Annotated in this window: 21 protein-coding genes; 11 read left to right on the plus strand and 10 right to left on the minus strand. The window is 31.0% G+C overall.

The features are described from left to right. Positions 1–39: 39 nt before the first annotated feature. Positions 40–1,932, minus strand: a complete 1,893-nt coding sequence (locus H0I32_RS01070) for a peptidase M61 (protein ID WP_173589188.1) — start codon at positions 1,930–1,932, stop codon at positions 40–42. An 84-nt stretch (positions 1,933–2,016) separates the two neighbouring features. Here H0I32_RS01070 and H0I32_RS01075 point away from each other — a divergent pair, with 84 nt between their 5' ends. The 5 genes from H0I32_RS01075 to H0I32_RS01095 all read left to right on the plus strand — a co-directional run bounded on the left by H0I32_RS01075 (position 2,017) and on the right by H0I32_RS01095 (position 7,349). Continuing rightward, the gene (locus tag H0I32_RS01075; protein ID WP_179313001.1) at positions 2,017–3,024 is read left to right on the plus strand and encodes a glycosyltransferase family 2 protein; all 1,008 of its coding nucleotides are present in this window, start codon (positions 2,017–2,019) and stop codon (positions 3,022–3,024) included. Positions 3,025–3,191: 167 nt separating this feature from the next. Continuing rightward, positions 3,192–5,117, plus strand: coding sequence for a BatA domain-containing protein (locus H0I32_RS01080; RefSeq protein ID WP_173589190.1), 1,926 nt, complete (start codon positions 3,192–3,194; stop codon positions 5,115–5,117). Further along, entirely contained in the window at positions 5,114–6,367 is a 1,254-nt protein-coding gene (locus tag H0I32_RS01085) for a dihydroorotase (protein WP_173589191.1), read from the plus strand. Before H0I32_RS01080 ends, H0I32_RS01085 begins: the two co-directional genes overlap by 4 nt. After that, positions 6,367–6,699: a hypothetical protein gene (locus H0I32_RS01090; RefSeq protein ID WP_173589192.1), complete on the plus strand. Its 333-nt coding sequence runs from the start codon at positions 6,367–6,369 to the stop codon at positions 6,697–6,699. The genes H0I32_RS01085 and H0I32_RS01090 overlap by 1 nt, the downstream gene beginning before the upstream one ends. A gap of 5 nt (positions 6,700–6,704) precedes the next feature. Then, on the plus strand, positions 6,705–7,349 hold the full coding sequence (locus H0I32_RS01095; protein ID WP_179313000.1) for an alpha/beta hydrolase: 645 nt from the start codon (positions 6,705–6,707) through the stop codon (positions 7,347–7,349). A gap of 60 nt (positions 7,350–7,409) precedes the next feature. Here H0I32_RS01095 and H0I32_RS01100 read toward each other — a convergent pair whose 3' ends face one another. After that, positions 7,410–7,916, minus strand: a complete 507-nt coding sequence (locus H0I32_RS01100; RefSeq protein ID WP_246293577.1) for a hydrolase — start codon at positions 7,914–7,916, stop codon at positions 7,410–7,412. Between the two features lie 2 nt (positions 7,917–7,918). Then, on the minus strand, positions 7,919–8,680 hold the full coding sequence (locus H0I32_RS01105; RefSeq protein WP_179312999.1) for an MBL fold metallo-hydrolase: 762 nt from the start codon (positions 8,678–8,680) through the stop codon (positions 7,919–7,921). A gap of 209 nt (positions 8,681–8,889) precedes the next feature. Here H0I32_RS01105 and H0I32_RS01110 point away from each other — a divergent pair, with 209 nt between their 5' ends. Then, on the plus strand, positions 8,890–10,344 hold the full coding sequence (locus H0I32_RS01110) for a TonB-dependent receptor (protein ID WP_173589195.1): 1,455 nt from the start codon (positions 8,890–8,892) through the stop codon (positions 10,342–10,344). 71 nt (positions 10,345–10,415) lie between these two features. On the opposite strand, the gene bcp is transcribed toward H0I32_RS01110, so the two are convergent. Then, positions 10,416–10,874 (minus strand): thioredoxin-dependent thiol peroxidase, encoded by a 459-nt coding sequence (bcp, locus tag H0I32_RS01115; protein ID WP_173589196.1) that lies wholly within the window; start codon positions 10,872–10,874, stop codon positions 10,416–10,418. 37 nt (positions 10,875–10,911) lie between these two features. On the opposite strand from bcp, the gene H0I32_RS01120 reads away from it, so the two are divergent. Further along, positions 10,912–11,568, plus strand: a complete 657-nt coding sequence (locus H0I32_RS01120; protein ID WP_179312998.1) for an endonuclease III domain-containing protein — start codon at positions 10,912–10,914, stop codon at positions 11,566–11,568. A gap of 38 nt (positions 11,569–11,606) precedes the next feature. Beyond that, entirely contained in the window at positions 11,607–11,945 is a 339-nt protein-coding gene (locus H0I32_RS01125; protein ID WP_179312997.1) for a hypothetical protein, read from the plus strand. Positions 11,946–12,176: 231 nt separating this feature from the next. Here H0I32_RS01125 and H0I32_RS01130 read toward each other — a convergent pair whose 3' ends face one another. Next, complete coding sequence (locus H0I32_RS01130; RefSeq protein WP_173589199.1) at positions 12,177–12,320, minus strand: hypothetical protein; 144 nt, start codon at positions 12,318–12,320, stop codon at positions 12,177–12,179. Positions 12,321–12,377: 57 nt separating this feature from the next. Then, on the minus strand, positions 12,378–12,962 hold the full coding sequence (locus H0I32_RS01135; RefSeq protein ID WP_173589200.1) for an RNA polymerase sigma factor: 585 nt from the start codon (positions 12,960–12,962) through the stop codon (positions 12,378–12,380). Positions 12,963–13,326: 364 nt separating this feature from the next. Between H0I32_RS01135 and uvrA the strand changes: the two genes are divergently transcribed. Continuing rightward, on the plus strand, positions 13,327–16,116 hold the full coding sequence (gene uvrA, locus H0I32_RS01140) for an excinuclease ABC subunit UvrA (RefSeq protein WP_179312996.1): 2,790 nt from the start codon (positions 13,327–13,329) through the stop codon (positions 16,114–16,116). A 1-nt stretch (position 16,117) separates the two neighbouring features. Beyond that, on the plus strand, positions 16,118–16,783 hold the full coding sequence (locus tag H0I32_RS01145) for a hypothetical protein (protein WP_179312995.1): 666 nt from the start codon (positions 16,118–16,120) through the stop codon (positions 16,781–16,783). Here the strand turns inward: H0I32_RS01145 and H0I32_RS01150 are convergent. Next, entirely contained in the window at positions 16,780–17,844 is a 1,065-nt protein-coding gene (locus tag H0I32_RS01150; RefSeq protein WP_179312994.1) for a DUF3667 domain-containing protein, read from the minus strand. The two genes, H0I32_RS01145 and H0I32_RS01150, sit on opposite strands and share 4 nt — an antisense overlap. A gap of 190 nt (positions 17,845–18,034) precedes the next feature. Between H0I32_RS01150 and H0I32_RS01155 the strand changes: the two genes are divergently transcribed. Continuing rightward, positions 18,035–19,195, plus strand: coding sequence for a hypothetical protein (locus H0I32_RS01155; RefSeq protein WP_179312993.1), 1,161 nt, complete (start codon positions 18,035–18,037; stop codon positions 19,193–19,195). 77 nt (positions 19,196–19,272) lie between these two features. Here the strand turns inward: H0I32_RS01155 and H0I32_RS01160 are convergent, their stop codons facing one another. From H0I32_RS01160 to H0I32_RS01170, 3 genes are read right to left on the minus strand one after another with little or no spacing between them, the layout of a single operon-like run. After that, entirely contained in the window at positions 19,273–20,733 is a 1,461-nt protein-coding gene (locus H0I32_RS01160) for a polysaccharide biosynthesis C-terminal domain-containing protein (RefSeq protein WP_179312992.1), read from the minus strand. Positions 20,734–20,779: 46 nt separating this feature from the next. Next, positions 20,780–22,066: a glycosyltransferase family 4 protein gene (locus tag H0I32_RS01165; protein ID WP_179312991.1), complete on the minus strand. Its 1,287-nt coding sequence runs from the start codon at positions 22,064–22,066 to the stop codon at positions 20,780–20,782. Positions 22,067–22,068: 2 nt separating this feature from the next. Further along, complete coding sequence (locus H0I32_RS01170) at positions 22,069–24,507, minus strand: YfhO family protein (RefSeq protein ID WP_179312990.1); 2,439 nt, start codon at positions 24,505–24,507, stop codon at positions 22,069–22,071. Positions 24,508–24,515: the final 8 nt, after the last annotated feature.

Below are 24,515 nucleotides of genomic sequence, written 5' to 3' on the forward strand. Positions count from 1 at the left end.
GTTTATCAGCTTTTTACTTTTTATAGCATTATAAGCTAATTATCCTTTTAACCAAGCTGCTCTTAAAGCTTTTTGAGCATCTGTTGCATTTTCATCTTCAACAATACTATCTGACGACGCGTATGCTTTAGTTAAAGTTGTTTTTATCTCAACAGGTTCACCATTTCGCTCTAAATCCATAGTAATTTCTTGACCTTCTTGCCATGAAAACATTCCACGTATTACTTCATTTGCATTTAATAAAGTTAACGCTTCTCCATTTACGCTTTTAATAATATCTCCTTCTTGTATGCCTTGCTCTTTCCAAAATGAATTATTTAAAGCCATTGAAGAAAAGAAAAGCACACCTTTTTCTTGATCTGCATCAAAAATAATGTTCTGTCCTCCAGCAAAAATATAGTTTGTTTCTAAAAGCGTTTCACCTTGTGTTAAACCAACCATAGTAAAGAACTCATTATAGTTAATAGGTAAATCTCCTTCAACGTGTGTTTTTAGAAATTCACCAACACTTGGATAGGTCATAGCTGTGATTTCTGCAATAATAGTATCATCATCAAATGGTTTATTCTCACCATATTTTGCAGATAATTCCTTCATTAAAGATAACATACTTCTTTGTCCATCACTTTCTTTACGCATTAAAATATCAATACACATACCAATTAAAGCACCTTTTTGATAGACATTATAATAGTTAGATGCATAAGGTTCCTCTAATACATTTTCACTCATAATTGTAAAACTCATAGCATCATCCATACGTTTTGATATTTGAATTTTAGAATTCACCGTATTGTAAAATGTTTGAGAATCAACTAAACCTTCATACACCTGAAAATGTTGTGCAAAATATTCCGTTACACCCTCATACATCCATAAATGTTTAGAAAATGTAGGTTTATTATAATCAAAATAATGAACATCTGCAGAATGTACAGATAATGGAGTTACAATATGAAAAAATTCATGTGCAACAACATCTACAATCGATGCAGCTAAACCTTCCTTAGTAGAAGATTCTGGTAAAACAACTACGGTAGACGTATGGTGCTCTAAAGCTCCAAAACCTTTTGGTGCTGTTTCAGTTCCATCAGCTAGATACAAATAAATATCATAACGTTTTGTACTGTTTACATCACCTAAATACGCTTTTTGAGCCTCCATCATTTTAAAAACAGTCTCTTTCTGACTTGCAGCTGTATGTACTTTATTTGGAGAATATACACTTAAAACAATTTTAATGTCACCAACCATAAATTCTTCAACATCTAAATCTCCATACATCATTGGGTTATCTGTAATATCAAAATATCGAGGAGCAAAATAATTACTTGTTATAGATTTACCATCTTCACTAGTTGTTGTTCCTGTTACCTCTAAAGCTGAAGTTCTTACAAAGTCTGCTGGAGCAGTAACAGCTACATCATATTGATTATTTTTTAAAGAATCGAAATACCCAATAAATCCGTGAAGATTTAAGACGTAATTATCTTCTTCAATATTTGTACCTGAAGGTGAAAAAGGTTGTTCTCCTCCAATTCCTCCAACTTGCTCAATATCGAAAGTATCATTTACGTAATATTGAATCTTATCTAATTTAGTTGCATCAGTAATAGTCCATGTATTATCATCTACTTTAGTTACCGATAATTCATTTCCATCATAATCAATAGCTTTTAAATCATCAATATACTTACCAAAATCACTAACCGAATACGTTCCTTGCACAACTCTTGGCAACCTATATGTTACAGTTTCAGTAGTAAAACGACCTGGATTAATAGTTACAGGAACCCTATCGTTATTAACTGCTGTTAAATCTAAAGCGGTCTCAATAGGATTGCTTACTGCTAAATCATCGCTGTTTGGTTTTGCTGATCCGCAACCTACCAAAACGACACTTAGTCCAAAAATGGCTAAATAATTCTTCATGTTTAAGTTTTTGTTTTTATAATAGTCTCACAAATCTACAATGTGTTACTATTAAAAACCTAAAGGTTTTGTTAAATTCGCAGTATGCCACAACCACTCGTTAGTATAGTAATTCCATTTAAGAACACCGATACATTTATTAATGAGTGTATTAGGTCTATTTTAAACCAAACTTATCGTAATTGGGAAGCTATTTTTGTAGATGATAATTCTAAAGACAAATCGTACAGAATTGTAGAAAATTATAGAAAAAGCGACTCTAGAATAAAATTATACAGAAATAATGGCAATGGAATAATTGAAGCTTTAAAAACAGCTTACAAACATAGCAATGGAAGTTATATTACCAGAATGGATAGTGATGACCTAATGATACCGATACGCCTTAAAACCATGGTTATGAGTCTAGAGAATAAAGGTAAAAAACACCTCGCTGTTGGACAAGTAAAATATTTTAGAGCAGATGGACTTAGTGATGGCTTTGCACGTTACGAAGAATGGTTGAATAAATTAACGGTTAAAGGAAACAACTATTCTGAAATCTATAAAGAGTGTGTAATTCCATCACCTTGTTGGATGTTGCACCGTGAAGATTTTGATGCCTGCGGAGGTTTTAACTCAGAAACCTACCCAGAAGACTATGATTTAGCTTTCCGGTTTTATAAAACTGAATACAAATGTATTCCTTGCGATAAAGTATTACTGCATTGGAGAGATTACAGTACAAGAACATCACGAACACACGAGCATTATGCTGAAAATTCTTTCTTAGATCTTAAAGTTGACTATTTTTTAGAACTAAATTATGATGCTTCTAGACCTTTAGCTATTTGGGGAGCAGGAAAAAAAGGCAAAACTTTAGCCAAAATACTTTTGAAAAAGAACATCCCTTTTTATTGGATTTGCGACAACCCAAAAAAAATAGGGAAACATATATATGATCAAAAGCTATTTAATTTTGATTATTTAGCAGAATTAAACAATCCACAAAGTATTGTAACAGTAGCTAATACCGAAGCACAGCAAGAGATTACAAGTTATTTTGAAACACAAAAAATGAAATCTATGATTGATTATTTCTTTTTCTGTTAAATTTCTCAAAAGCGAAACGAAGTAATAACTTAGCGTTACTTATATTTGAAATATATAAATGCCACATTTAACGCAGTCGGAATTCTTTAGCAATTAATAAAAAAAGAGTATTTGACTTAACTTAAAGGTTCAAATTAACATCTTAATCAGCAAACATAAAATAAAGAATGCAGTTTAAAAATCCCGAATTACTTTACGCCCTTTTTTTACTGATTATTCCTATTCTTATACATTTATTTCAATTACGTCGTTTTCAGAAAGTTCAGTTTACAAACGTTAAGTTTTTAAAATCAGTAAAACTTCAAACGCGTAAAAGCTCACAGTTAAAAAAATGGATTACACTTCTAACCAGAATACTGCTTTTAGCTTGTGTTATCATTGCTTTTGCTCAACCTTTTATTCCTAACACTAAAGATTTTAATGAGTCCCAAGAAACCGTTATTTATTTAGATAATTCTTTTAGTATGCAAGCTAACGGAAGTAATGGTACCTTACTAAACGAAGCCATACAAGATCTTATAAACAACTTACCAGAAGACGAAGCGATTAGTTTATTTACTAATGATAAAAGCTTTAGAAATACAACTGTAAAAGCTTTAAAAAATGATTTAATACAATTATCATATTCTCCAAAGCAACTCAATTATGAGGCTGTTTTTTTAAAAGGGAAACAATTATTTTCAAACAAAGATGAAGCAACTAAGAATTTGATTATAGTTTCTGATTTTCAACAAAAAGATAACTTATTAAGTTTTGAAAATGAAAGTGATATTCAATTAAAATTAGTACAACCCAAATCTACTTTAGTTTCTAATATTAGTATTGATAGTATTTATGTTTCTAATACCACATCTAAAACTTTTGACCTTAATGTAAAATTAAGCAACGAAGGAAAGCCTCTTGATAATGTTACTATTTCATTATTTAATAACGATGTATTGCTAACTAAAAGTGCGGTTGATATTAACAAAGAAGTAGAAAATACATTTACCGTTACAAATAATAATGTTATAAATGGGAAGTTACAGATTGAAGATTCTGGGTTACAATACGACAATACTTTTTATTTTAATATCAACTCGAAACCAAAAATTAAGGTTCTTGTAATAAATGAAATTACAGATGATTCATTTTTAAAACGAATCTATACAGATGATGAATTTGACTTTAAAAGTTACAAATTAAATGCTCTTAATTTCAACCTAATCACAGAACAAAACCTTATTATACTTAATGAACTCAATGAGATATCAAACGCATTGAAGACTGCTTTAAAAACATTTAAAAATGACGGAGGAAAACTTTTAGTTATACCTAAAAATAAAATTGAATTAAATTCTTATAACCAATTACTTAAAGAACTAAACCTAAACTATTACTCTAATATAAATAATATTCAAAAACGCATTACAAGTATCAACTATAACCATCCACTTTTAGCTAATGCATTCTATGCTAAAGTAACAAATTTTCAATATCCTAAAGTAGAAAACTCTTATCAATTTAATTCGAATTCTAATAGTGTTTTATCTTACGAAGATGGTTCTCCTTTCTTAGTTGGAAACGCAAATACCTATGCTTTTTCTTCTGCAATAAACTCAGAAAATTCAAACTTTAGAAACTCACAATTAATAATTCCTGTGTTATATAATTTAGGATTACAGAGCTTAAAACTTTCAAAATTATACTACACAATAGGGCAACCAAATGAGATTGCCATACAAACATCAATTGGTCAAGATGACATTTTAACTTTATATAAAGAGAACAATTCTGTCATTCCGCTTCAAAAAACATATAGCAAATCTGTGGTTTTAGAAACGGAAGATTTTCCTGATACAGCCGGAATTTTAAATGTAAAAAACAAAAATCAAGTACTTCAAAATTTAAGTTTTAATTATAACAGAGCAGAAAGCAACCTAAGTTATTATGACTTAAACACTTTAAAAAATACAGATATTGAGTCTAGCTTAGAAACAACAATTAATAATATAAAAAGTAATACAAATGTTAATGCGCTATGGAAATGGTTTATTATTTTTGCGTTAGCATTTTTAATAGTAGAAATGTTACTTCTAAAATATCTTAAATGAACGCACTCATAAAATCTGCAACCATAGTTGATTCTAAAAGTGATTTTCACAATGAAACGGTTGATATTTTAATTGAAAAAGGTCTGATATCCAAGATTTCTAAAGACCTTGACAATCCTAATAATTACCAAGAAATAAAACTTGACAATTTACATGTCTCACAAGGTTGGTTTGACAGTAGTGTTTCTTTTGGAGAACCGGGTTACGAAGATCGAGAAACCATAGTTAATGGTTTAAAAACGGCAGCAAATTCTGGTTTTACCTCTGTTGCACTCAATGCTAATTCGCATCCTGTAATTGATAGTTATTCTCATATTTCGTTTGTAAAATCAAAAGCTCAGGATAATGCAGTTAACCTCTACCCTATTGGCGCTTTAACCCAAATGAGTAAAGGTGAAGATTTAGCTGAACTGTATGATATGACTAATGCTGGCGCTGTTGCCTTTTACGATTATCAACACCCTATTTCTAATCCTAATTTAATGAAAATTGCTTTGCAATACGCTAGTAATTTTAACGGTTTAATCTGTTCTTTTCCTCAAGAGTCTAAAATTTCTGGACTTGGTGTTGTAAATGAACATATTAACAGCACTAAGTTAGGCTTAAAAGGAAACCCTGCTTTAGCTGAAGAGTTACAAGTCGCTAGAGATCTCTTTATATTAGAATACACTGAAGGAAAACTTCATATACCAACTATTTCTACTGCAAAGTCTGTTGAGTTAATTAGAGCTGCAAAAGCTAAGAATCTAAATGTAACTTGTAGTGTTGCTATCCATAATTTAGTGTTTACAGATGATGTTTTACACGATTTTAACACCACCTTTAAAGTGCTTCCTCCTTTAAGAATACAAACCGATTGTGATGCTTTAATAGAAGGCTTAAAAGATGGAACTATTGACATGGTTACTTCTGATCATAACCCTATTGATATTGAACATAAAAAAATTGAATTCGATTTTGCTAAATACGGAACCATTGGCTTAGAATCTGCTTTTGGTGCATTACAGAACATCTTTACGACTAAAAAAACAGTTAGTTTATTAACGCAAGGAAAGTCTAGATTTGGTGTTACGGAATCATCGATAAAAGAAGGTGAAATAGCGGATTTAACATTGTTTAATCCTGATAAAAAATACGAATTCAATAACACTCATATTTCATCAAAATCTAAGAACAGTGTGTTTTTAGGTTCAAAACTTAAAGGTGAAACTTATGGTATTATTGCTAATTATAAAATAGCCTTAAAATAATGGATCAAAATACTATTAACGAAGGAAAAACGCTAGGATTAGTAGCCTACTTAACATTATTTGGTACTTTGATTGCTTTTTTTATGAACCAAGAAAAACGAAACCCATTTACATCTTTTCATGTAAGACAAGGTTTAGGCTTAGGTTTAATTTACATCCTAATTGCTATGGTCATTAGTAGTTTAGACAGCATGATGATTAGTATGTCTTTCTGGATTTTCTTTTCAATACTATATTTCTATGGTCTTTTTGGAGCCATTACAGGAAAATGTAACAAAATTCCAATACTTGGTGACCTTTTTCAAAACAAATTTAAATCACTTGGAAAATAAATAATATGTCTCAACTACACTACATTACAAGACCTTCAACTTTAAAAGAAAACGCACCATTATTAATTATGTGCCACGGTTACGGAAGTGATGAAAATGATTTATTCTCATTTGCTTCAGAGTTACCAGAAGAATTATTTATTATTTCTGTGAGAGCACCACACCCAATGCAACCCTATGGAAATGCATGGTATGCAATTAATTTTGATGCAGAAAGAGGTAAATGGAACGATGTACCACAAGCTAAGGAGTCTATCGGTTTAATTTCTGATTTTATAGATTACGCTTGTAAGACTTACCCTGTTGACACTAAAAACGTAACCCTTTTAGGTTTTAGTCAAGGAACAATTTTAAGTTATGCGGTATCACTTACTTATCCCGAAAAAGTTAAAAATGTAATTGCTTTAAGTGGTTATATCAGCGAAGATATGTTACCTGAAGTGATTGATAAAGATCGTATATCTCACTTAAATTTCTTTTGCTCGCATGGATCAGTAGATCAAGTAATACCTGTAGATTGGGCACAAAAAGCACCTGTATACTTAACAACTTTAGGAATAGATAATGTATTTACAGAATACCCTGTAGGACATGGTGTTGCGCCTCAAAACTTCCATGATTTAAAAGCTTGGTTAGAAAAGCATATCTAACAAATTGAAATTTCAAACAGAAACCGTCGTTACGATTTCTGTTTGAAAACTTTCACATCTTTAATTAAGTATAGGATACATTAAGTATTCCACTAATTTATATTTAAGATCATTGTTTTCGTCAATAGAATAGCTTACCAAAATTTCACCCCAATGTTTGCCGTCTGTAAAATTGGCAATAATCCATTTGTGATTTAAAATTCTAACTTTATTAATCAATAATTTAGAATCCGTCATCGATACATATGGTACTATAGGATGTTCGTCACCTTCGTAATCATTCATACTATAAAGACCATCTCGGATAGCAGGTATTAATTTTTCAGTATCATAACCAAACGCTTCAAAATAACCTAGAGCATCTTCATTTCCTTCAATATTAAAGTAATTTAATTCAAAGTTTTTATCTTCTAAAGACTTTATAATTTTATTCTTCTCAACAACTTTAGCCTTTACCTTAACAATATCTGCCTCATATTTATCAAGTATGTTTTTTGAATTCACATATTGAAATATTAATAATAATACTGAAAAAATAAATAAATACATTAAAATTTTGCTCTTCATCTCTAAATGGTAATTTTTAAATTATCGTATGCTAAATAAACGTTTTCTGGTAAGTTTTTCTCTACTTCATCATGAAATCCTAAATAAGGACTAATATGTGTAAGATAAGCGCGTTTAGGTTTTACGCGCGCAATAAAAGTGAGTGCTTCTTCTAAATTAAAGTGCGACATATGTGGTTCTATCTGCAAAGCATTCACGACTAAAACTTCTAAGCCATAAAGCTTTTCAACTTCTTCATCTGCTATCGTTTTCATATCCGTTAAATAGGCAAAATTTCGAAATCGATATCCAAAAACCTGAAGTTTATTATGCAAACCATCAATAGGCATTACATTAATATTTCCTGCTAAAAAAGACTGATTCTCTACTACATTTTTTATCACATTTGGAGCGCCTGGATATTTATTTTCTGTTGTAAAAATATAATCAAAACGTTGCTCTAAAGCTTTAAAAACTCGTTGATGGGCATATAGAGGAATATCACCTTGCCTAAAGAAAAATGGACGAATATCATCTAACCCCATGGTGTGATCTGCATGCTCATGAGTGAAAATAATACCATCAATTTTAGAGACTTTTGCCCTAAGCATTTGTTGTCTAAAATCGGGACCACAATCAACTACAAAAGTATAATCTTCCCACTCTACCAACACAGAAACTCGCAAGCGTTGATCCTTAAAATTTTCACTTAAACAAACAGGATGATCACTTCCTATTACGGGAATCCCCTGAGAAGTACCAGTACCTAAAAATGTAATTTTCAAACCTTTTCAATTTAGTAAGACCCATCTAGAATTAAAAAAACCGCAATAAAAATGTTATTTTTCACTTATTATTTCACGATAAAATAAAAAACACACCTATTTTTTATCATATAATTTTAAGTCGTAAATGGTAGGACAAAAATAAGCTTATTTTTTTGTTTGCAATAGTAAAACCTTACCTTTGCTTAAAGGACAGAAACCTAAACTCTATGAAGGAAATAACGTATACAGGCGATACTGATTTCGAAAATATTCCATCTCTTAAAGATAAAGCATTGCGCATCAATCTTAATGCTGATATTTATGGAACATTTTCTGAAATAGGAGCTGGACAAGAAACGGTTCGCCATTTTTTCAGAGCAGGTGGTGCTTCTGGAACCATTGCTAAAGCGATGTCTGCTTATGACAAAGATTTTAGTGATGCGATATATGGTATTGAAGATGATCGTCGTTACGTAACAGAGGCAAGACTTCGTAAAATGCTAAATCACGAAGTAAATATAATGGAGGAGCGCATTACTAGAGAAAGACATCCTAATAAAATATTTTTCTCTTATGCTAATACGGTTGCAACTATAGATTTTGCTAAGCAATATAAAGGTCATGGTTGGGTTGGAATAAAATATCAAGTTGGTTCTGGACAAGAATATAATGAGATTGTTCTTCATATTAGATTTAAAGAAACAGACGCTCGTTTACAACAAGAAACGCTAGGTAAATTAGGAACAAACCTTATTTATGGTGCTTTTTACAAATACAATCAGCCTCGTAAACTGTTACGTTACTTATACGATCACTTAGATAAAGATCAATTAGAAATTGATACTATTAATTTCTCTGGACCTGTATTTAAAGATGTAGATAACCGTTTAATGAGTTTACAACTCGTTAAAAATGGGATGACTGATGCTGTAATGTTTTCACCAGATGGTAATAACGTTTTACCGGCTCGTGTACTTTATAAAAAAAATATTTTAGCGCTAAGAGGTAGTTTTAGACCTGTTACTAAAGTAAATATGGACATGCTAGAGAAGTCTCTAGAAATGTTTGTTAAAGAAAATAAAGTAGAAAAAGACAGAACGCAAGTTATTTTCGAAATCACTTTGTCTAACTTAAGAGCTGAAGGTAAAATTGACGAGCAAGATTTTATGGATCGTGCAAAATTATTATGCTCGTTAGGACAAACTGTATTAATCTCAAACTTCCAAGAATATTATAAATTAGTTGAGTATTTCTCTCAATACACTAAGAACAGAATGGGCTTAGCAATGGGAGTTAATAACCTTGTTGATATTTTTGATGAGAAATATTACCGTCACTTAAGTGGTGGCATCTTAGAAGCCTTTGGAAAATTATTTTACAAAGACCTACGTGTTTACTTATACCCTATGGAAAATGAGGATGGAACCTTAACAACTAGCGAAAACGTTAAAGTACATCCAAGAATGAAGGAATTATTCAAATTCTTCAAATACAATGGTAAGGTCGTAGACATTTCTGATGTAGACGCTTCAAATCTATCTGTGTTTTCTAGAAAAGTCCTTAAAATGATTGTAGATAACGAAGATGGTTGGGAAGCAATGTTACCTGAAGGTGTAGATGATCTAATAAAAGAAGAAAGCTTATTTGGCTGGGAAGCTGAAGAAGTAATGCATAAGCGATAAAACAAAATTATATAAAAGTAAAAAGCGACCATTCATAGTGAATAGTCGCTTTTTTTATGCTGTAAAAAATATTATTCTTCCGTTAATATTTGATCTGTATGCGCTTTAGTTTTCACTTTAGCTATAACATCTGTTATCACACCGTTTTCATCAATAATAAAGGTTGTTCTATGAATGCCATCATATTCTTTTCCCATAAATTTCTTAGGTCCCCAAACACCAAATGCTTCAATAACAGCTTTATCTTCATCGGCTAATAAAGGATATTGAAAATCGTATTTATTTTTAAAATTAGTTTGCCTTTTAGCACTATCTGCACTAACACCTAAAATCTCATAACCTTGAGCTTTAAAACGGTCATAATTGTCATTTAAATTACAAGCTTCTGCGGTACAACCTGGTGTACTTGCTTTTGGATAAAAGAATACAACCAATTTCTTTCCTTTATAATCCGAAAGTGAAATGGTATTTCCTTGTTCATCTAATGCTGAAAAATCTGGAGCCTTATCTCCTACTTTTAAATGCGTCATAATGCTTAAATTTGTCTTTCTGTAAAAATACGATGAAATGACTAAACAAGAAAAGGTAGACTTTGTTATAAATACGTTAAAAGGACTCTATCCTGAAATCCCGATTCCCTTAGACCATAAAGATCCTTATACTTTATTAATTGCCGTATTAATGTCTGCACAAAGTACAGATGTACGTGTTAATCAAATTACGCCGTTATTATTTAAGCGTGCTGATAATCCTTTCGACATGATAAAATTAAGTATTGAAGAAATTAGAGAAATCATAAAACCTGTGGGATTATCACCTATGAAAAGTAAAGGAATTTATGGTTTATCACATATTTTAATTGATAAGTATAATGGAGAAGTACCTCAAACTTATGAAGGTTTAGAAGAATTGCCTGCTGTAGGACATAAAACAGCTGCCGTTGTATTATCTCAAGCATTCGGTATACCTGCATTTCCGGTAGATACCCATATTCATCGTTTAATGTACCGTTGGAATTTAACTAATGGTAAAAACGTGGTACAAACCGAAAAAGATGCTAAACGCATATTTCCAGAAGAACTCTGGAATGATTTACACCTTCAAATGATTTGGTATGGTAGAGAGTATTCACCTGCTCGTGGATGGGATATGGAAAAAGATATCATTACAAAAACCATAGGTCGTAAAACGGTCTTAGATGATTATTATAAAAAGAAGAAATAGAACAATTTTTGAGACTTATTTTAGAAAATCATCAATCGATGAAAAAACTTTTAGCTATTGCTGTCGTATTTTCTTTTACATCTTGTATACCTGTTAAAATTGCGCCGCGTTTTAAAAATCAAGATTACAAAATAATGCAGGCAAAGAAGTTTCATAAAGATATGCCAAGAGAAACTTCTTTTATATTTAAAGATTCAAAAGAAGCAGAAGAGTTCTATAATTATATCAATAAAAAACACCAACTAAATCATGTTGATGTTGGTTATAATGTTCCCTTTCAACTTAAAAATGAAACTTTATATTTATCCTATCATGAAGCAGAGCGTACTGATGAAAAAGTAAATTTACCATTCGCTGTAATTGATGCCAAATGGTAACTCGCGATTGTTTGAAGGTAATTACGCAACACGAACCGGCCATTGGTACATTATTTTAACGATCTATGACAAAGACATCAAAAATTGCCTCGTAGACAAACATCCTTTAAAAGAAAAAACAATTCAATATTTAAAAGATTTAAAGCAAGAATACCTTACGACTCAAAACTATGAGGAATTACTTTTAACTAAAAAATCCTGATATGAAAATATCAGGATTTTTTGTTTTAATTAATTTAAGAGTGCTTCAAACTCCAAGTTATTATAATCTATAACACACAAGGCTTTTGAATAATTCAAAATAAAACGAACTGTTTCATCCTTAGGTTGTAGGTTATTATGTTTTGAAGAAGCATTAGAGTAAATTTTTGCCATTTTCACTATTTATGAGTTTATATATAGCAAAAACGTACTATTAAATACTTTATTGTATTAATTTGTTAAAATGATATTATTTTGATCAATTACCTTACGCATATTTATAAGTGCATAACGCATTCTACCCAAAGCCGTATTTATACTTACACCTGTGCGTTCAGAAATTTCCTTAAAACTCATGTCTTGATACATACGCATCAACAATACCTGTTTTTGGTCTTCTGGTAATTCTTGAATGATACGTCGTACATCAGATTCTACTTGATCTTTTATCAAAACTTTTTCTGCATTTAAACTAGAATCGCTTAATACTGAAAAAATGCTAAACTCACCAGTATTATCAAATTTAGGCATACGACTATTTTTTCTAAAATGATCGATTACCAAATTGTGAGCAATACGCATAACCCAAGGTAAAAACTTACCTTCTTCATTATACTTACCACGTTTTAGATTTTTTATAACCTTAATAAAGGTATCCTGAAAAACATCTTCAGTAATATCTCTATCGTAAACTTTTGAATAAATAAAACTATAGATTTTTTGCTTATGCCTCTGAATTAAAATTGAAAGCGCATTCTCATCACCATTAATATAGTTGGTAACCAGAGCTGAGTCTTGTATAAGTCCTTTTTTCATAATTATTACTTTAGTCCTTAGTAGTAGCCTACTAAGTTGGGGTTTATAGCTGTTTTCTTAAAGTAATATTATGCGATAAGCAGATGGTTTTTTAAATGAATAAGTTTCAAATATAACAACATTCCTGTCTAATAAACAAAAAATAACACTAAAATTTAACTATTTATCTGATGAAAATTCACTTAAACAGATGAATTAAATATTAAATAAATGTAAAACTAGTATCATTATTTGTAGCTAAAAACAATAAAAACGCCGTAAAATCGCTTTCTTTTAACAGATTTATCCTCGTGAATTATGAATCATACTTTAAAGTTTATTTGGTATTGTAGTATCTTTGCAAACTTAGATATCTAAAAAACCTATGAACATTACTAACCTAGACGTTAATCCGAAAGAAAACATCATTATTAAAGGTGCTAAACTTCATAATTTAAAAAATATTGATGTTGTTATTCCTAGAAATAAATTGGTCGTTATTACAGGTTTATCGGGTTCTGGTAAATCTAGTTTAGCTTTCGATACACTTTATGCCGAAGGACAAAGGCGTTACGTAGAAAGTTTGAGTAGTTATGCGCGTCAGTTTTTAGGCCGACTGAACAAACCTAAAGTAGATTATATTAAAGGAATTGCTCCTGCTATTGCTATTGAACAAAAGGTAAATTCTACAAATCCACGATCTACAGTGGGTACAACCACTGAAATTTATGATTATCTAAAATTACTTTTTGCCAGAATTGGTAAGACCTACTCACCTATCTCTGGTAATGAAGTTAAAAAACATACAGTTTCTGATGTTATTAATTACATCTCTAACTTTGAAGAACGTTCTAAACTATTACTCTTAGCGCCTATTATTTTAGAAGAAGGCAGAACGTTAGAAAACAAACTTCAAACCTTACAACAACAAGGATATGCGCGTATTAAGGTTAAAGGTGAGGTTGTTAGAATTGACGATGCTTTAAAGCAAGAAATAACTACTGATGATGATTTATTTTTAGTTGTAGATAGAATTGTTTTTAAAAATGATGAAGATTTTCTTAACCGTTTAGCCGATGCTGTTGGTACTGCTTTTTATGAAGGCATTGGGACTTGTATCATAGAATCTTTAGCAGACAATAAACAAATGCTTTTCAATAATAAGTTTGAAATGGATGGCATGTCCTTTTTAGAACCAAATGCGCATTTATTCAGCTTTAATAATCCTTATGGCGCTTGTCCTAAATGTGAAGGCTATGGCGACGTTATTGGTATTGATGACGATTTAGTGATTCCCAACACAGCTTTATCTGTTTTTGAAAATGCTATTTTTCCATGGCGAGGAGATAGTATGGGTTGGTACAGAGATCAATTAGTTAATAACTCACACCAATTTGATTTCCCTATTCATAAGCCTTATTTTAAATTAAGTGATGCTGATAAAGCGTTAATTTGGAAAGGAAATCAATATTTTGAAGGCTTAAATGATTTCTTTGCTGAACTAGAATCTAAAGCTTATAAAATTCAGAATCGCGTTATGTTATCGCGTTATCGAGGTAAAACAAAATGTAGTGTTTGTGAAGGTAAACGCTTGCGTAAAGAAGCCAATTATGTAAAAATTGAAGATGCTACAATTACAGACCTAGTCGATTTACCAATAGATGAATTAGCCGTATTCTTTAAAGGTTTAAAACTTAATGAATACGATACACAAATAGCCAAACGTCTACTTATAGAAATAAATACACGATTAGAATTCCTGTCTAATGTTGGTCTAAATTACCTTACCTTAAACAGAAAATCGAATACTCTATCCGGTGGAGAAAGCCAACGTATTAACCTAGCAACTTCTTTAGGTAGTAGTTTGGTGGGATCTATGTATATTTTAGATGAGCCCAGTATTGGTTTACACCCTAAAGACACAGAACGCTTAATTGAGGTTTTAAAATCGTTAAGAGATTTAGGAAATACAGTGATCGTTGTTGAGCATGACGAAGATATTATGAAAGCGGCTGATGCTATTATTGATATAGGACCGGAAGCCGGAACCCTAGGAGGAGAAGTTGTTGCTGTTGGTAATTTTAAAGAAATTTTAGCTTCGGATAGTTTAACGGCCAAATACCTTAATGGTGATTTAGAAATTGAAGTGCCTAAAAAACGAAGAACTTCTAAATACAAAATTGAAATTGTTGGTGCGCGCGAAAACAACCTTCAAAATATTGATGTCACCTTTCCTTTAGAGATGCTTACAGTTATCACCGGCGTTTCTGGAAGTGGAAAAAGTACTTTAGTCAAAAAGATTCTTTTCCCTGCAATACAGAAAAAATTGACAGGTTTTAGTGATAAAGCCGGTCAATTCTCTGAAATGAAAGGAAACATGAGCAATGTACAACATGTAGAATTTGTAGATCAGAATCCTATTGGTCGCTCATCAAGATCTAATCCTGTGACTTATATTAAGGCTTATGATGATATTCGTTCTTTATTTGCATCTCAAAAACTAAGTAATATTAGAAACTTTGCCGCTAAACATTTTAGTTTTAATGTTGATGCCGGACGTTGTGAAACCTGTAAAGGTGAAGGTGAAGTTACTATTGAAATGCAGTTTATGGCAGATGTGCATTTAACTTGCGATACTTGTGGCGGTAAACGTTTTAAAAAGGAAGTTTTAGAGGTTAAGTTTGAAGGAAAATCTATCGATGATGTCTTAAATCTTACCATTGATGATGCGATTGCATTTTTCGAAATTCATAACCAAACAAAAATAAAAAACAAGCTTCAACCTTTACAAGATGTTGGTTTAGGCTACGTTACTTTAGGGCAGTCCTCTTCTACCCTTTCTGGTGGTGAAGCACAACGTATTAAGTTAGCAACCTTCTTAGGAAAAGGAAGTAAGAGCGATAATGCGCTTTTCATTTTTGATGAACCAACTACAGGACTTCATTTTCATGATATTAAAAAATTATTAAAATCTTTTCAAGCTTTAATAGCAAAAGGGCATTCAATTATTGTGATCGAGCATAATATAGATTTAATAAAATGTGCCGATTATATTATTGATCTTGGTCCTGAAGGTGGAAAAAATGGAGGGAAATTAGTTTCTGCCGGAACACCCGAAGAGATTGCAAAAGATAAGAATTCCGTAACCGGAAAATATCTAGAAGAGAAACTATAAAATGGATTTACCTAAAGGATTTAGTAATGAAGTCATAGAAGCTAGAGAAAATACTTCAGACAAGACCGACGATAGTATTAAAGCTAGAGTTTCTGTTTCACCTTTAAAACCAGGCGGAGCTAGTTTTAAAACTAATGTACTTATAAAAAAGTCAGGTTCTAAATACCTTTACAAACCTTCTATTGGTTCTGCTCTTTTCTGTTTTATCTTTCTAGCAGTAGGTCTAGGCATCTTATTTTATGGCTTGTTTCCTCTATTTAAAAACAATTTTGACCTAACTGAAGTTAATTGGATGTTACTCATTGCAGGTCTCATTTTTGGTGGTGCAGGTGCAACGATGTTTTATACTATTTACAAGCCAAGAGTTTTCGATAAACAATTAGGTTACTATTACAAATCTTATAAAACTAAAATTCATAGAAGAGATATAGCGAATTCAAAAACATATATTCCTTTAAAATCTATTAAGGCTATTCAACTTATTGGCGAACATATTAAATCTGATGACAGCTCTTACAACAGTTTTGAACTAAATTTAGTTCTAGACGATGCTTCTAGAAAAAATGTTGTAGATCATGGCAACTTAAAATCTATCATTGCTGATGCTGAAACTTTGAGTGATTTTTTAAATATTCCTATTTGGCATGCAGGATCTTTAAAGGATTAATAAAATAGAAAAGCTATAAAACCTATAAAAACAATTGCCGTTGGTATCACTATAGACATAAAGGTAAATGTTACTATTCCATTTTTTAAGAAGCTTAGAAACCAACCTTGTTTATAGAAATTCCTTAATGCCAAAAAGAGATATAAATTGGTAGATAAAACAATTAACCAATCTATAAAATCTGGCATATCCCAAATTAAATTAATACCTAAAATGATACTAAACACCATAAACAAATATGAGAAATAGTACAAACTAAATACTAAGTGATGAGAATATCTTCCTTTTAAGAAAAACAATAACTTTAAAATAAAGGCGAATATTGGAAGTAAAAAGAACAAGGCAATTGGTAAAGTATCATAAAAGGTTTTAAGAATATTACCGCCATCTCTAGCTTTATAAAACTTTAAAACTTGAGAATACAATTTTGCTTTAAACCATCCTGGATTTTCATCCAATCCCATAGTTTTATAGATCTCTTTTTCGCTAGCATCAGCTTCTATTAAAGAATCGAGTTCTTTTTCGTTAAATCCAAAATCTAATTTAGGTTTTAATAAATCATCTTGAGAAGAGATCGAATCGATTTGACTATCCGTCATCCCTGTATACTTCTTATTATTTTCTAACGCAGTACGTACAGAATCTTTAACACGTTTAATAATTATTCTTTCATTAGCTTTAATACTGTCTGAAATAATAGCACGACTTGATTTTAATGTTTTTTTTAATTCATTATTAACCATATCTCTTTGGTTACTTGCAGTAAAAGAAAATAAAGCAAAGAACACAATAGTAACAAACAAATACATCTGAGCAGGATGCATATATAAAGAACGCTTTCCCTTGATAAATTCTTTTGCTAGAAAGCCAGGCTTAAACATTAATGGTATAAAACTCTTAAAAATTCGAGCATCAACTGAAAAGTAATTATTAATGGTATTATAAAATAAAACACCTAACGTTAATTGATCATTTACTTTTTGACCACAATGTGGACAAAATTTAAAATGATCATCAAAAGGTTTTTCGCAATTCTTACATTTAACTTGGTTGGTACTCATGGTTGGTTTTTAATCAGGACTAAAATAATCAATTTTAGTTCATGGTTCTTATAGATAAGAAGATTGAATTCTAAAATTGTTACATTAACCATCTTCTAAAACAACCTAAAACACTACAAAACAAGCATATAAATATTTTGGCACGTTGTTTGTTTTATACCAACTGAGTTTAATTTAAAACCCATTTATTATGAAACGAATTATATATTTATTTGCAGCCTTAGTCGCTATAAGCACAACTGCATTCGCAAACACTAACACAACAGCAGAAGCTGAAGCTTCTGTTAACAACTATGTGAAAGGTTATGGCAATTCTTTCATATTTAATGAAGAAGGTATTGAGTTTTCAGTATTTGCTGATGGTCAATTTGATTTTTATTTACCAAACTATGGTCCAGATGTAAGTGTAGGAATTAATACACCTGGTTTCAGTTTAAGCTTTAATACAGGTTATGATTATAATCCTTACGTACAATATGATAGCTATGGCGCTATTATTCAAATTGAAAATACACCAATTTATTATGATTATTATGGTCGTGTTAATCAAATAGGAAACATTCTGATTAATTATAATGGATTTGGTAGAATTAGTAGAGTTGGTGGATTAAATGTTTATTACAGAAATAACGTTTATTATGGTTATGATGGATTTATCAATACCTATAATAGATCTTATGTTTATAGACCATGGCACAGATTTTATGCCGCTCCACATGCTAATTTTAGTATTGTACATGCAAATCCATATAGACAATATTATACAGTTACAAGACATATTTATTACAGACCATACACTAATAATGTAAGACATTATAATATTGAAAGAAGAAGTAACGGATATGTTACCAGACGTTCAAATTCTGTAAGAAATAACAATTATACACAAACTCCTAGAAATAATTCTGAACGAACTATTAGAACGCAAGTTCAACGTAGAAATACAACAATAGCAAGTACAAGAGCAACACGTAGTACTAATAATACAACTAGATCTCGTTCTAATACTAGAACAACATCGCCTAGAACAAGAAATACTACAACGACAAGAACTAATACTAGAGTTGTAACACCAAGTAGAACGCAAACACAACGCTCTACAAATACGACCTCTAATAGAAATGTGACCAGAAATAATACTTCTGTGTCTAATAAAACAAGAAATAGTACTTCAGTTAGAAAACCGAGTAGTACAAATTCTCGTATAAATAGAAGTTCAGCGTCACAAAACACAAAACAACGTAGTGTGACTCCTAATAAAACAAGAACGACAAAAAAGTCGACAACTAATACAAGTAGAACGAGCAACCAGAATTCTACAAGATCTACCACTAGACGATCTAGAGGTTAAAAAGTTTTTTTTGGTTGGTTAGAAGAATGTCCCGTAAGTGTTTGCCCCAAAGCAGCTTTCGGGGCTTTTTTATGTCTTTATTTTAGTCTAAGATATTTCTTTATCTGATTAGAAATATCTTCAGAAATATTTAATTTATAAATTAAGACCATATAAATAAGTCCTAGCAATCCAGACTTTAGAATAATGTTTAGTATAGGATGAAATTGAAAATCCCAGAAATAGAAGCCAATAGTCAATACAATTAATACCAATACAATTTTAACAGAACCCATTGAAAAAGGCATCATATTAAACTTCCGCTTTACAAATATAATTTTGATAGTATTATAAATAAAAACGGCTAAAAATGTAGCAAAAGCAGACCCTTCAATTCCATAAATAGGAATAAAAATCGCATTCAACACAATAGCCATAATTGCTAAAAGCACACCAAAAAACAAAACCATTCTGTAATAATCGCTATTAAAGAGAATGGCATTGTTATTCCCTAAACTATTATCATAGAGTTTTGCCAAGCTTACGATGAGCACAACAAATAAACCACCTGTAAATTTCTCTGGAAGAATTTCGTATAATTGATTAATATTCAAAATAATTAATAAGAAAATAAAGCCACTAATGACCAAAAGTGTCATTGAACTTCGCTTGTACAAATCTTCTAAAGCAACTTTATTATTTTCATTGAGAAACTTAGCCGTTAATGGCAACATAATTTGATGCATAGCACGTTGCGGAACAGCAATAACCGTGGCTATAAAAATAGCGACACTGTAATAAGCTACTTGCTCAATATCTGGTAACATTAAGCCAATCATAAACTTGTCTATATCGAGAATTAGCATGGCTATAGAACCTGCTATAATCATTAAACCTGCATACTTTAATATCGAAAACTGATTCTCTAATTTTTGAAATTTCAACTTCGGAAACCGTACAGAATAAGCATACAATTTCATAATAACCATACGCAGCACATATACACCAACAAGTCCAGTAATAAATTGATTTACAGTCAACCATTCTACATACACACCAAATAATAAAAGCATAATACAAACACGATGAAAAACTTCTTTCATCAGATTACCAAAAACGGTTTGCATGTGTACTTTAGTCCAAGCGAAGAAAATTTCAAAATAGGCCATTGAAACTGCCAAAATAAAAATATACCAAACGTAATTTTCTACAATTTTATTTTCGTTAGAAAGCCACAGAACAATTGTATCATAAGCGAAATATCCTATAAATGCAGCCGGAATTATAAAGAATAAAGGCAAAAACAACATCAAGGTTAAAAAGCTATTGATACTATTTTTTGTTTTGAATGTGGAATAGAATTTTACAATTGCATTATGAACACCAAATGCCATAAATGGCGTCATAATATTTGCTGCTGAAAGTAAAAAAGCAACTAAACCGTAATATTGATCTGATAAAAAATTAGTGTAGAGAAAAAGTGTATTAATAGCACCAAGTCCAAAACCAAAATATGTGGTGACTGTGTTTTTAAAAGACTGGTTTAAGACGATTCCCATAGTGAAGCAAAGTACAACAATTTAAGACTAAAGTGTAGGTAGTAAATTAACTATCCTTAATGATTTCGCTTAACTTTTTTGTCAATGCTTTTCTACTATAAGGTTGTAACCCAATAGCATTAACTTGTAAGTTATTATTTTGAAACGCTTCAAAATAATTTAATATTTGCGTCTTAAGTTCTGCCTTCTGCTGATAATTAAAGTAGGTTCCTGTGTTTGTTGATGTTATAATTTGCTCTACATCAGAATCCTTTGGTCCTATGGCTAATATTGGTGTTTCTGAAATGAGATATTCAAAAACTTTTCCTGCTATAATAGCCTTGGTATCTTCTGAATCTATTTCAATAAGTAATAATAACTGTGATTTCATTTGAAACTGTAAAGCTTCATCATGGCTCACATAACCAACAACATCTACATGGTTCTTTAATCCATTTTCATGTATAGATTCTACAACATCATCGCTAACAACACCTATAAGTTGTAATTTAAATACTTCAGAGAAGTCTTTATTTTCTTTTATAATTTCTGAAAGTACATTCCATAAAACCATAGGGTTTCGTTCCGATAATAAAGATCCAATATGAGATAAGCTAAACTGAGCATCCTTCCCTTCTACTCTAACCTTATGCGTATCGTAACCATTAGTAATAACAGAAATAGGTTGTTTTGTTTTAGTTTTAAATTCGTTTTTAGTGTGATTACTGGTTACAATAATTTGGTCTGCCGTATTTAAAACCTTTTGCTCTAAATCTAAATGTTTTGCTTTAGAAGAATCTGTTAGTTTTAAATCTTTATGATAACCAATCGTTGTCCAAGGATCTCTAAAATCGGCTAACCATTTTACACCTAATTTAGCTTTTAGCTGCAAACCTATTAAATGTAAACTATGCGGTGGACCAGTAGTAATTATAGTTTCAATTTGATGCTTTTTAATGTATTCTGACAAATAAGAAACCGATGGTGATACCCAATTTTTACGCGCATCTGGAATAAAGTAATTTCCTCTTACATAAAGCATTGCTTTCTCTATAAAAGATTGCTTTTTAGCTTTAGGGATAACTCCCGAGCTTATTTTTTTAGCACTTCCTTTAGAAAACAAACTTGCTAAACCATAAGGTTCATTAATCGGTTGTTTTAAAATGGTAATATTATTAGGAATTTCATTTACCAAACTTTCATCCATAATTGGATAATTTGGATTTTCAGGACAATAAACAATCGGTTCAATACCAAATTCAGATAAATACTTCACAAACTTTAACCAACGTTGTACGCCAGGACCACCCGCAGGTGGCCAATAATAAGTTATAATTAGTACTGTAGAATTCATATCTAAGCTTTAGCTTTTGTGTCTTTAAATTTAAAAAACAATCCTGCTAAAATCAACAATCCTAAAATAGCAGAACTAGCCAAAGCAATACTGCTTCCTGTTTTAACCACTTGTGGTTCAAATTTAAATTCTATTGTATGATTTCCTTTTGGTAATTCTAATGCTCTTAACACGTAATTTACTCGAAAATGTGGTACTAATTCCCCATCTATATAAGCATCCCAACCATGGTTATAATAGATTTCAGAGAATACAGCTAAGCCTTTACTTCTATTATTAGATTCGTATTTTAGATAGTTAGGCTTAAATTCTTTTAATTGAATAGTAGCCGTAGAATCTAATTGATAGCTAGGTTTTAAATTATGATCTGTAGCAACCTGTTTTTCTGTAACAGCCGTAGTTTTTGTATTTAAACTATCTAAAGCTAAAATTTCTTCATTCGCACCTGCAACTACTTTAAGATTTGAAACAAACCAAGCATTACCATTTGCATCTGTATTAGTATATGGAAAAACGGTGTTTTTTTCTTCTGCTATAATATATTTAGTGTTAAGCATATTAAGAACATTCATATTATTGTTGTACACATAAAAATCCAACAACTCTTCTACTCGTCCTAATTTAGCGGCACTATAACCCATTAAAGAATTATGATAATACGCTGCTTTTGCAGGCTTTCTTTGTCCTTCTGTAGACATATCCATCACTCTAAAATGGCTTTTATCTTTTAATATTTCTTTATCTGCGTTATTAGCTTGATATGGTTTATCAACTCTTAATGCTGAAATAAAATTATCATTATTAACATATTTTTTATCTACTGTTACTAAATCAAAAAGGATTAAAACAGCAAATACAACGACCACTAAATTTTCTGATAATTTCTTCTTTAAGAATAAATAAATGGTTCCTGCCGATAGCAAAACAAGAATTAACGTTCTTAAGGTATCACTTGACATTAAAGCTTTTCTGTCATCAATAACAGAATCCATAAAAGCCTGTCCGTAAGCACCAATATATTGGTCATCTCTTAAACCTTCAAAATCAAACAATATGGATTTAAACAACAAGAAGATTATAGCTAAACCTGCTGTGATCCCTACAGAATATAATAATGCTTTAAGTTTTTCTTCATCTTTAAAGTCGTTACTAAACAAACGTGATAAGCCTAAAATTCCTAAAACCGGAATACATAATTCTAATAAAACTTGTATAGAACTTACTGCTCTAAACTTATTATAAAACGGCACATAATCAATAAAGAAATCTGTTAGAAACCCTAGGTTTTTACCATAAGATAATAAAAGAGATAATAGCGTTCCACCAACAAGCCACCATTTTAATCTTCCTTTTACCAAAAACAATCCTAAAACAAATAGAAATATTATAACTGCTCCGACATAAGCAGGTGCTTCTACAATAGGTTGATCTCCCCAATACATTGGTGCATTTCTGGCCGCATCTAAAGCTTCCATTGGCGAAGCGCCTAAAGCAATATAAGCTTTATAAGTTTCAGAATCTTTACCTACATCTTCGTAGTTTCCTCCTCCCATAAATTTTGGGATATAAAGATTAAAAGATTCTAAAATACCGTAACTATATTCCGTAATATAACCTCTATCTAAACCTGTTGTTACTTCTTTAGGTGAACCATCAGAATTTATGGTTAGATCACTTTGACCACGCGCACTTTCTTTAACATATTCTTGCGTTGCCATAATACCTGTAGCATTAAGACCTACAGCTAATAGTGCTCCAACAGACAGTAAACCTACAGATTTAAAAAAATGAGGTAATTCTTTCTTTTTATAAGCATCTACCAAATAAGCTAACCCTAAAACTAAAACCAAGAGCAATAAGTAATACGTCATCTGGTAATGATTCGTTACAATCTCTAAGCCTAAAGCAATAGTCGTCAATAAGAAACCAAGAATATATTTCTTTCTAAATGTGAGAATAATTCCAGATAAAACTAAAGGCATATATGCTATTGCATGTGCTTTAGAATTATGACCAACACCAAGTATTATTATAAGATACGTTGAAAAACCAAAAGCTAAAGCACCTAATGCAGCGAGTTTAAAATCAACTTTTAACGACAATAATAAAATATAAAAACCTATAAAATATAAGAACAGATAATCTGCTGGCCTTGGTAAGAACCGTAAAGCTAAATCTAATTTTTTTATATAATTATGTGGGTATTTTGCTCCTAACTGATAGGTTGGCATCCCTCCAAATGCACTTTCAGTCCAATAGGTTTCTTTACCTGTAGCTTCAGCAAACTCCTTTTGTTGCTGTGCCATACCAATGTAATGCATTATATCACTTTGGTTAATTTTTTTCCCTTGTAAAACAGGACTAAAATAGACTAAGGAAAGTACCACAAATCCAATTAAAATTAAGATATGAGGAAGTAATCGTTTAATAGATAATGACATATGAAAAC

Source organism: Winogradskyella sp. HaHa_3_26, from assembly GCF_019278425.1.
In the GTDB taxonomy this organism is placed as follows: Bacteria; Bacteroidota; Bacteroidia; order Flavobacteriales; family Flavobacteriaceae; genus Winogradskyella; species Winogradskyella undariae.